At 42.3% G+C, this 10,074-nt stretch carries 10 protein-coding genes; all 10 read right to left on the bottom strand.

The features are described from left to right. Nucleotides 1–133: 133 nt before the first annotated feature. Nucleotides 134–808, bottom strand: coding sequence for a LiaF transmembrane domain-containing protein (locus tag QM959_RS07895; RefSeq protein WP_414372561.1), 675 nt, complete (start codon nt 806–808; stop codon nt 134–136). Between the two features lie 4 nt (nt 809–812). Further along, nucleotides 813–1,259: a LytTR family DNA-binding domain-containing protein gene (locus QM959_RS07890; protein ID WP_414372559.1), complete on the bottom strand. Its 447-nt coding sequence runs from the start codon at nt 1,257–1,259 to the stop codon at nt 813–815. A 113-nt stretch (nt 1,260–1,372) separates the two neighbouring features. Continuing rightward, nucleotides 1,373–1,876 (bottom strand): phosphatase PAP2 family protein, encoded by a 504-nt coding sequence (locus tag QM959_RS07885; RefSeq protein ID WP_414372558.1) that lies wholly within the window; start codon nt 1,874–1,876, stop codon nt 1,373–1,375. Between the two features lie 2 nt (nt 1,877–1,878). After that, the gene (locus QM959_RS07880) at nt 1,879–2,235 is read right to left on the bottom strand and encodes a DUF2200 domain-containing protein (RefSeq protein WP_414372556.1); all 357 of its coding nucleotides are present in this window, start codon (nt 2,233–2,235) and stop codon (nt 1,879–1,881) included. Between the two features lie 63 nt (nt 2,236–2,298). Continuing rightward, nucleotides 2,299–4,059, bottom strand: a complete 1,761-nt coding sequence (locus QM959_RS07875; RefSeq protein WP_414372554.1) for an ABC transporter ATP-binding protein — start codon at nt 4,057–4,059, stop codon at nt 2,299–2,301. Beyond that, nucleotides 4,049–5,818 carry an ABC transporter ATP-binding protein gene (locus tag QM959_RS07870; protein WP_414372552.1) on the bottom strand — a complete coding sequence of 590 codons (1,770 nt, stop codon included), beginning with the start codon at nt 5,816–5,818 and terminating at the stop codon, nt 4,049–4,051. The genes QM959_RS07875 and QM959_RS07870 overlap by 11 nt, the downstream gene beginning before the upstream one ends. Beyond that, a complete protein-coding gene (locus QM959_RS07865) occupies nt 5,793–6,263 on the bottom strand; it encodes a MarR family winged helix-turn-helix transcriptional regulator (protein ID WP_414372550.1) in 471 nt (156 codons plus the stop codon). Before QM959_RS07865 ends, QM959_RS07870 begins: the two co-directional genes overlap by 26 nt. A gap of 177 nt (nt 6,264–6,440) precedes the next feature. Then, entirely contained in the window at nt 6,441–7,157 is a 717-nt protein-coding gene (locus QM959_RS07860; RefSeq protein WP_247935036.1) for a YebC/PmpR family DNA-binding transcriptional regulator, read from the bottom strand. Between the two features lie 95 nt (nt 7,158–7,252). Then, nucleotides 7,253–8,623: an MATE family efflux transporter gene (locus QM959_RS07855; RefSeq protein ID WP_414372548.1), complete on the bottom strand. Its 1,371-nt coding sequence runs from the start codon at nt 8,621–8,623 to the stop codon at nt 7,253–7,255. A gap of 269 nt (nt 8,624–8,892) precedes the next feature. Continuing rightward, nucleotides 8,893–10,059 (bottom strand): recombinase RecA, encoded by a 1,167-nt coding sequence (gene recA, locus QM959_RS07850; RefSeq protein ID WP_414372546.1) that lies wholly within the window; start codon nt 10,057–10,059, stop codon nt 8,893–8,895. Between the last annotated feature and the right edge of the window lie 15 nt (nt 10,060–10,074).

Raw genomic sequence — 10,074 nt, 5'->3', positions numbered from 1 at the left:
GCTATAAAACCAAGCATTATTAAAACCAGTAGAACTTACCTTGACACGGATTGCCACTGGTTTTTAGGGTTTTTATCAGACTAACTTCCACTTGAATTAGCGATGGAACTTAGTTTAGGAATTTAGCATTTTTTTATTTAACGTAAACAACTCCTAGTTTCCCAAAAGCTACATCTCCACGGATAATCAAAGTTTTGCTGGTTGGTCCTAGAGGGGCATCTGCCTTGGCTGCTCCACAAAAAGTCTCTACCTTTAGATCTACTCTCCAGTGTTGAGGCACGTAGATAACTGCATTCCCAAATCCGACTTCGATATTCAGAGTAGCAAAATCACCTAACATCTCTGCATTGTCATAATATATCTTGGCATTTCCAAAACCAACTTCTACTTGGTCTTCTACCAATTCTTGCTCTTGCTTGTAAAAAGTACCTGTCCCAAAAGCGACTTCCTTGTCTATAAAAATGGTCTTTTCCCCATCATGCCACCATTTTTTCCCATTCCAAGTTCTGTTAGAGTGAGTCAAAGCACTAACTCCAAGAACAATTAGAATACTAGCCCAGAACAGTGTCTGATTTGGAATCGGTAAAATGCTATAAAAGTGGTTAGTAATCATTAAGGCCACTAGGGCTGTAAAAGAGGCTGAAGTTAAGTGGTGACGCAACAATGCTCCAACCGATTGATAAGCAAAAAATGCAATACCGAGCAAGGGCCAAATTTGCCCACCGAATGAAGGGATTCCAAAATTTCCTTGTAATAATATTAAAGCCGCCAATACTAGCAACACAATACCAAATGCTTTCTTTTTCATCTTGTTACCTCATATTTCTTAGATTTTCTTTTAGGAGAGATTGGTAATGCCGTGAGACATGAACCTCCTTGTGGGTTTGATAAAAGGAAATGGTGCCCGTTCCTGAAAAGGATTTGTCCACCGAATAGACTTGCCGAATATTAGCGATTGTTGACTTGGATACCCGACTAAAATAACGAGGAAGGATAGCCTCTAACTCATAGAGTTTAAGCCGAACCTCGTAGGCATCTTTCTGGGTATGTGCATAAATCTTGCTACCTCCCGTCTCAAAGAAAAGAATTTCCGACAAGTCCAGATAATATTCACCTGTTCCCTTGTAAAAAATCAACCTAGGAGACTTGGACTCTTGCAAGAGACGCTGCAAATCCGCAATCTCATCTGTCAAAGCCGCTGCCTTGATGACAATTTCAGTTTCCTCTAAATTGCTGTCAATTTCGATTCGTAACTTCATTCCATCTCCTTTCTGACTCTACTATACCAAAGGCCAGAAGACTTTACAAGAGCAAAAAAGCAAGTGGTCACTTTAGACCCGTAAGTGGTTACGAGTCCAGACCCACTTACTTTTTAGAAAATAAAGAAAAGAATTCCCCAGAGAAGGCCACAGGCATAGCCAACTAGAACATCCTTGGGATAATGTACACCACCCAAGACCCGCACAAGACCGAGAAGAGCTGACAAGACCAATAAAATCAAGCCCACAGACAGATTTGCATGCACACAAGCCATGGAAATGATAGTCGCTGAAAAGACGTGGCGGCTGGGCATTGAATTGCCAGAACTGTCTTTATCTAGTAGCGGGACAATTCCCCAAGTTTCATAAGGACGCGGTTGATTGATCCACTTACGAACGAGCGTCAATAGGACAAACCCCAAAGCTGGCACCAAAATATAAGCAGCAAGGTCTTTCCCGACCCCTTTACTTACAAAGCTTGTTCCCAATAAGGTCATGTAAGTTAAGGGCATCAGCACTGTCATCAGGCGATTAAAAATTCGCATCAGTTGCAATAGTTGTGGATGTCCAAGGAGACTTAATTTCCTCTTATCGTACCACTCTTGATAGTTTTTCATTTCTATTTCTCATACTTTTCTAGGACCTGCTGGGCTGTTTTCCCCTTGGCAAGCCAGTCCACTAATTTATCCAGACGACGGATTTCCTGCATCATAGGATCATCAATTTCCTCAATACGAACACCACAAATCTTTCCTGTTATTGTAATCCGTTCAGGAGCATAAGACGGTGCCTGTCGAAAAAAATCTCCATAAGTAAGGTCTTTATTCAGACAAGTGAGGATGCCACTCACTTCATAACCTGTCAACCAACTGGTCACTTGGTGAACGGATTCTGCCCTTCCACCCTTTCGCTCAACCTTTGCGATCAAAGCTTGATAGACCGCAGAAAATTTCATATTGTATAATTTTTGACTCATACTTCCATCTTTCTATTATACCAGTATAAAGAAGAAAAAGAAGGCCGTCAAGCCTTCTTAGATTTATTCTTCTGCTTCGTCTTCAGTAAATTGACTGTTGTAGAGGTCAGCATAGAAACCAGCTTGCCCCATTAGCTCATCATGATTTCCTTGCTCGATGATATTTCCATCTTTCATGACAAGAATCAGGTCAGCATTTCGGATAGTAGACAAGCGGTGGGCGATAACGAAGGAAGTTCTGCCTTCCATCAAACGATCCATGGCTTTCTGAATCAATTCCTCCGTCCGTGTATCAACCGAAGAGGTCGCCTCATCCAAAATCAAGAGTGGCGCATCTTTCAGCAAAGCACGAGCAATGGTCAAGAGTTGTTTTTGTCCGACAGACAAGGTCACTGTATCGTCCAAGACAGTATCGTAGGCATCTGGTAGGGTCATAATAAAGTGGTGAATCCCTACAGCCTTGCTGGCTTCAATCACGCGCTCATCACTAATACCCTTTTGGTTATAAATGAGATTGTCTCGGATAGTGCCTTCAAAGAGCCAAGTGTCCTGCAAGACCATTGAAAAGGCATCGTGTACTTCCGAACGCTTCATCTCCTTGGTATCGACACCATCGATACGGATGCTTCCCTTATCAATCTCATAGAACTTCATCAAAAGATTGACAATGGTTGTCTTACCAGCTCCAGTAGGTCCTACAATGGCAACCTTTTGACCTGCATGAGCCGTCGCAGAAAAGTCATGGATAATGGTTCGCTCTGGTGTGTAACCAAAGGAAACTCGATCAAAGACCACTTGACCTTTCATATCGCTCAATTGTCTTTCTTTGTGAGATTCATCTTCCATTTCCTCTTCACCTAAGAATTCGAAGACACGTCCCATGGCTGCACTAGCCTGCTGCAAACTGGTAATTCCTTGAGCGATTTGGGAAAGGGGCTGAGAAAAGATACGAACATAGGCCATAAAGGCAACGATAATCCCGATACTAATCTGCCCATTCAGAGCCAAGGCTGCACCAACGATAATCACCAAGGCATAGCTAAAGTTCCCAATAAACATCATAATCGGCATCATAATCCCTGAAATAAACTGAGATTTCCAGATACTGTTATACAGACGATGGTTTAATTTCGCAAATTCTTCTTTCGTGCTCTCGATAGCATTGTAGCTGGTCACCACATTATGGCCAGAGTACATTTCTTCCACATAGCCATTGACAGCTGCCAAATCCTGTTGCTGACTCTTAAAGAAGCCCTGCGATTTGCCCATAAAGACAGACACGAAAGCAAAACCAACAAGCGTTGAAACAACCGTCACTAAGGCTAAAATCCAGTTCATCCCAAACATGGTTACTAAGACCGCTAAAACTAGTAAACTAGATGAAAGAACTGTTCCCAGACTTTGATTGAGAGACTGAGCTGCAGTGTCAACGTCATTGGTTACACGAGACAAGGTGTCCCCCTGAGAGTGTCCATCAAAATATCTCAATGGTAGGCGATTGATTTTCTCTGCGATGGCTGTTCTCAAACGCTCTGAAAAACGTTGAATGGCTGTTGTAAACAGAAAGGCCTGCAAATAATTTGATAAAAGCCCAATCACATAAATCACGGCCAAAAAACCACCAATGGCTGCAACCGCCACGACATCCACACTTGTTCCCAGACCACTTGCAATGATATTGGTCATTTCCTTGATACGGGTTGGACCATATACAGTAATGATATTAGATAGGATTGTTGCTAAAAAGGCAATCAAAAGGGCAAACTGGAGACCTGCAAGATAGGGTTTACTCTGTTTCCAGAGAGACATTTTTTTATTTTCCATGTTCCAATTCCTCCTTCGATAGTTGTGAATAGGCAATTTCTTGGTAAACTTCGTTGGTAGCTAGAAGTTCCTTGTGGGTACCTTGTCCCACGACTTTACCTTGATCCAAGACCAAAATCAAATCAGCATCCATAATCGTTGAAATACGTTGTGCGACGATAAGCTTGGTCATAGATTTTGTTTTCTCTGCTAAATCTTGACGTAAAACTCGGTCTGTCTTGTAGTCCAAGGCTGAGAAGGAGTCATCAAAGATGAGGATTTCTGGCTTCCTAGCTAAGGCACGCGCAATGGCCAGACGCTGTCTTTGGCCACCTGAGAAGTTGGTTCCTCCTTGGGCTACTTCTGACTCTAAGCCCGCTTCCTTGTCTTCGATAAAGTTCTTAGACTGGGCCAAGTCTAAGGCTTGCCACATAGCTTGTTCACTAAGCGGTGTTTCTTGACTGTGTCCAAAGTCTAGATTGCTCTTGACATCACCTGAAAAGAGAACAGCTTTTTGTGGAATATAGCCGACCTTATTTCGCAAATCTTCCAAGTCATAGTCTTGAACATTGACACCATCCACTAGGATTTCTCCTGCTGATACGTCGTAGAAACGTGGAATTAGATTGACCAGAGTTGATTTACCAGAACCTGTTGAACCAATAAAGGCCACTGTTTGACCAGTTTCTGCTTTAAAGCTAACATGTTCAACAACCGCCTCCGAATTTGCCGCATAGCGGAAGGTTACATTGCGGTATTCCACTTGACCTTTCACAGAAGAGCTTGCCGTCTGTGGGTGACTAGGATTTTCAATAGAGGAATAAAGGTCCAGCACTTGATTGATACGCCCGGCAGAAACCAAGGTACGAGGAAGAACGATGAAGAGCGCCCCCATGAGAAGGAAGCCCATGACAACCTGCATGGCATAAGACATGAAAACAACCATATCACTAAAGAGAGGCAGGCGCGCCGTCGGAGCAGCATCGTTGATTACATAGGCCCCAATCCAGTAAATCGCAACACTCAAACCACTTGAAATCCCCATCATAATAGGATTCAAAATAGCCATAAGACGGTTGACAAACAAATTCAAGCGTGTCAATTCATCATTTGCTACAGCAAATTTTTCATTTTGGTAATCCTCAGCATTATAAGCACGAACAACCCGAATACCTGTTAAACTTTCACGAGTAATACTGTTCAGTTTATCTGTCAGCCCCTGAATCAAAGACTGTTTTGGAAAGGCTAGCGTCATCAAAACGGTCGTCATCAAAACATTGACAATCACTGCCACAAGAACGGCCCAGAGCCAGTATTCTGAATGGCCTAAAATCTTCCCGATGGCCCAGATAGCCATAATCGGACCACGTGTAACCACTTGTAGGCCCATGGTAATCAACATCTGAACTTGAGTAATATCATTGGTCGTACGAGTTAAGAGACTAGGAATAGAGAATTTCTTAATCTCTGTCTGTGAATAGTCTAAAACTCGGTTAAAAATATCACTTCTCAACTTACTAGTATAAGAAGCCGCCACTCTGGATGCAAAAAATCCAACTGCAACTGCGGACAAGAAGGCAAGAAAGGACATTCCCACCATCATGCTTGCTGGTTGCCATAACTCATCCAAGTTGGTTCCTTGAGTTCCCAGCAAATCCGTAATTTTCGAGATATAGGTCGGTACTTCCAACTCCAGATAAACCGAAAAGCAGGTAAAGAGAATGGCTAGTAGAATCATTCCCCATTCTTTTCCACTAATTCGTTTTGCTAATTTCTTCATTCTCTCCTCCTATCTTTTCAACATTTTCTTGCAACTGACCGAGGACCTTTTCAAAGATTGCCAAGTCTGACTTTGAAACACCATCTAGCAGACTCTGATCAATTCGTTCAAAAAAAGCCTTAACCTGCTGCATTTGAGAACGCGATTTGTCCGTCAAACGAACAAACTTAGCCCGCTTATCGACAGGACTCGCCTCCAATTCCACCAAACCATTTTGCACCATACGTTTGACCAAGTTGCTAGCAACAGACTTGCTAATATTGAGTTCCTGCTCGATATCTTTAATCAAGACCAAGTCTTGGCTTTCCTCACGGATATCCAAAAAACGCACCACCTGACCTTGCGGTCCACCCATAAATTCAATACCACAACGTTTGGCTTCCTTTTGCACCATCAAATGAATCTGGTGACCAAAACGCTTAAAGACCAACATCGGTTTATCCATACTAACTCCTTTCTAACCATCGCATTTAGTTCTCCTAGGAACTAAATAAGTTTTCATGAGAACTATTTTACCACTTTGAAAAGAGATGTCAAGATAAAAGTTTTCATAAGAACTATTTTCTTGATTTAAAAAATCCCAAGTGATTTTCTCACTTAGGATCATGTTTTCTAGGTTAAATTAGAACCCGTCTACGTTTGTGTAGATTTTTTGTACGTCTTCGTCATCCTCAAGGACGCTGTAAAGTTTTTCAAAGGTTTCAAGGTCATCGCCTGACAATTCCACTTCTGACTGAGGAATCATTTCTAATTCTGTTACTTGGAATTCTTCGATACCTGATTCACGTAAAGCAACGATAGCCTTGTGAAGGTCAGTTGATGCTGTATAAACCGTGACTGTTCCTTCTTCTGCTTCTACATCGTCCACATCAACATCTGCTTCTAGCAATTGCTCAAAGACTGCGTCTGCATCTTCGCCAGCAAATACGATAACACCTTTGTTGTCAAAGAGGTAAGATACTGAACCTGAAGCTCCCATGTTTCCGCCATTTTTACCAAAAGCTGCACGGACATTAGCCGCTGTACGGTTAACGTTTGAAGTCAAAGTATCAACGATCAGCATAGAACCATTTGGTCCAAAGCCTTCGTAACGTCCTTCTGTAAAGGTTTCGTCTGTGTTTCCTTTTGCCTTGTCCAAAGCCTTATCGATAACGTGTTTTGGCACTTGAGCTTGTTTGGCACGGTCGATAACGAATTTCAAAGCTGAGTTTGATTCTGGATCTGGATCACCTTTTTTAGCTGCTACATAGATTTCTACACCAAATTTTGCATATACTTTAGAGTTAGCTCCATCTTTAGCCGTTTTCTTGGCTACGATATTGGCCCATTTACGTCCCATTAGGAATCTCCTTTTTTCACATTTTAATCTTTCTTATTATATCACAAGTTTTTTCGATTTTCACTAGAGGAAATAGATTTTATTAGCAAATACAGCTAGGAGAGCACTTCGGTTGCCAAGATTTCCTTGCCTTCTTTTATCAAGGGGTGACGGAAAAGCGAAAAATATAGTTGGATGGTCATGGCAACCCAGATAAGGGGTTCGCAAAGGATAACTCCCTTATATCCTGCCCAAGGGATAATCAGGACCACAAAAGCGATTTTCCCGATTAGTTCTATAAAGCTAGAAACCAGAGGAAGGACTTTTTGCCCCAAACCCTGCAAACAATTGCGATAAATCAGCAAAAGACTCAAAATAGGATAAAAGGCTGAACTGATTTGCAGGTAGAGACTGCCATTTTCTATCAAGTAGCTATCCGACGAACTAGCCAAAAAAGAAACCAAGGCTGGACTGGCAAAAAAGAGGAAGATACAGATAAAGCCTGCCCAGGATATACTTAAACGACTACCGATTCGAAGACCTTGGACAATGCGGTCCGGGCGCTTAGCACCTAAATTCTGAGAAGCAAAGGTCGTCATCGAAGCAGAAATAGCGGTCATAGGAAGAAGGGCGAAAGCCATAATACGTCGAGCTGCCGTCTGGGCGCTAATAATCACGGCACCAAAGGTATTAACAGAAGACTGTAAAATCACACTACCAATAGACACAATTGAACTCATCAAGCCCATAGCCAGACCTTGCTCCAAGAGATCCGCATACAAGGCCTTATCCCATTTGAAATGCTTGAACTGAGGCAAAAGTTCTGGAACACTCTTACGAATATAGTAAAAGCAGAGAACCGCTGATAAGCCTTGCGAAATGATGGTAGCAATTCCCGCAGATTGAACTCCAAGATGCAATTGCGTAATAAAATAGAGATCCAGAACCACATTAACTAAGGCAGAGAAAACCAGAAAGCCAAGCGCAGCTAGACTATCACCAATGGATCTCAACAAACCTGCAAAGAGATTATAGGCAAAGCTGACACCGACACAGGTCACAATCATAGAAATATATTGATAGGATTGAGGGAGGATTTCAGCAGGGGTATCTAGGTACTGTAAGAGAGGATACAAACCAAGAAAGCCCAGCAACATAAGCACAATACTCAACAGAGCACCTAAAATCCAGGTGGCTGCTACTGCTTCCTTTATTTTAGTGAAATTCCGAGCCCCGTAATAGCGGGCAATGACAATCCCCATGCCATTACCAACACCAAGAGTAAAACCTACAATCAGGTCAAAAATCGCTGTCGTCGCTCCTACTGCAGCCAAGGATTCTTGACCAAGAAATCGTCCAACAATCAAGACATCAGCAGTGTTATAGAGCTGTTGAAAAATATTGGACAACAAGATTGGAAAGGCAAAGCTTAAGAGCGCGGGAAGAATCGGACCATGAATCAGGTCCACTGTTCGTTTTTTATTCATAAGGCTATTATATCAGCTTTCTAGAGGAGCGACAAGAAACAGCAAACTATAGTTAATACTATTCGAAAATCTCTTCAAACTACGTCAGCGTCGCCTTACCTTAGATATATGTAACTGACTTCGTCAGTCTTATCTAAAACCTCAAAGCAATGCTTTGAGCAATCTGCGGCTAGCTTCCTAGTTTGCTTTTTGATTTTCATTGAGTATTAATCTGAACACCAGAACAAGGCAACAAAAAAGTAGCGGATTCTCTCCACTACTTTAATAACTTATTCTTCAATTTCGATTTCAAGCTCATCGCCTAGGTCAAGCGTTACTTCTTCATTCACAGAATCTGCTTGAACCGCTTCATCTTTTTTGCTTTCAGCAGCTTCTACAGAAGCTTCTTCTCCATCAATCAAACCAAATTGAACACGGACTTGATGATCAATCTCATCAAAGACTTCTGGGTGATCTGCCAAGTATTTCTTAGCATTTTCAGAACCTTGCCCGATTTTCTCATCCTTGTAAGAGTACCAAGCTCCTGCTTTTTTGATGATATCCAAATCGCTTGCGATCTTCAAGAGTTCACCAGTCTTAGAAATCCCTTCTCCGTACATGATTTCAACGAAGGCTTCCTTAAATGGTGGAGCCACCTTGTTTTTCACGACTTTAATTTTAGTTTCTTTACCGACATTGGTATCTTTTTGGTCACCAGTTCCCTTGATTTGTGTGCTTCCACGAACATCCAAACGCACTGATGCGTAGAATTTCAGAGCGCGTCCACCAGGAGTTGTTTCTGGATTTCCAAACATTACCCCAACTTTTTCACGCAATTGGTTGATAAAGATGGCAATTGTTTTGGTCTTATTGATAGAAGCACCGAGTTTGCGCATGGCCTGGCTCATCATACGAGCCTGCAAACCAACGTGGCTATCTCCGATATCTCCATCAATTTCTGCACGAGGTACAAGGGCAGCAACTGAGTCGACCACGACAAGATCTACTGCACCTGAGTCAATCAACTTCCCTGCAATCTCAAGACCTTGCTCCCCTGAGTCTGGTTGTGACAAGAGCAATTCGTCAATGTTGACACCAAGGGCCGCAGCATAAGCTGGATCAAGGGCATGTTCCGCATCGATAAAGGCTGCAATACCACCTTCTTTTTGCGCTTGTGCAACTGCATGAAGAGCAACCGTTGTCTTACCAGATGACTCTGGTCCATAGATTTCGATGATACGTCCCTTAGGATAACCACCTGAACCAAGGGCAATATCGAGAGCCAAAGAACCTGAGCTCATCACTTGCACCTTTTGTTCGGCACGTTCACCCAAACGCATGATTGATCCCTTACCAAAATCTTTCTCAATCAATTTAAGAGCGTCATTCAAGGCTTTTTCACGTTCAGCCCCGAATTTTTTTGAAATTTCATCTAATTTTTTTGGTTTTTTCGCCATTCTATTCTCCTACAT

It is taken from the genome of Streptococcus mitis, assembly GCF_047459985.1.
Taxonomy (GTDB): Bacteria; Bacillota; Bacilli; order Lactobacillales; family Streptococcaceae; genus Streptococcus; species Streptococcus mitis_DZ.
Note: the sequence above shows the minus strand (reverse complement) of the source record. Positions and strands in the feature narration are given on the sequence as shown.

Coding starts and splice junctions, on each gene's coding strand:
- QM959_RS07895 (WP_414372561.1), bottom strand. CDS start 808: ATGAAAAAGAAAGCATTTGGTATTGTGTTGCTAGTATTGGCGGCTTTA.
- QM959_RS07865 (WP_414372550.1), bottom strand. CDS start 6,263: ATGGATAAACCGATGTTGGTCTTTAAGCGTTTTGGTCACCAGATTCAT.
- QM959_RS07855 (WP_414372548.1), bottom strand. CDS start 8,623: ATGAATAAAAAACGAACAGTGGACCTGATTCATGGTCCGATTCTTCCC.
- QM959_RS07860 (WP_247935036.1), bottom strand. CDS start 7,157: ATGGGACGTAAATGGGCCAATATCGTAGCCAAGAAAACGGCTAAAGAT.
- QM959_RS07880 (WP_414372556.1), bottom strand. CDS start 2,235: ATGAGTCAAAAATTATACAATATGAAATTTTCTGCGGTCTATCAAGCT.
- QM959_RS07870 (WP_414372552.1), bottom strand. CDS start 5,818: ATGAAGAAATTAGCAAAACGAATTAGTGGAAAAGAATGGGGAATGATT.
- QM959_RS07875 (WP_414372554.1), bottom strand. CDS start 4,059: ATGGAAAATAAAAAAATGTCTCTCTGGAAACAGAGTAAACCCTATCTT.
- recA (WP_414372546.1), bottom strand. CDS start 10,059: ATGGCGAAAAAACCAAAAAAATTAGATGAAATTTCAAAAAAATTCGGG.
- QM959_RS07885 (WP_414372558.1), bottom strand. CDS start 1,876: ATGAAAAACTATCAAGAGTGGTACGATAAGAGGAAATTAAGTCTCCTT.
- QM959_RS07890 (WP_414372559.1), bottom strand. CDS start 1,259: ATGAAGTTACGAATCGAAATTGACAGCAATTTAGAGGAAACTGAAATT.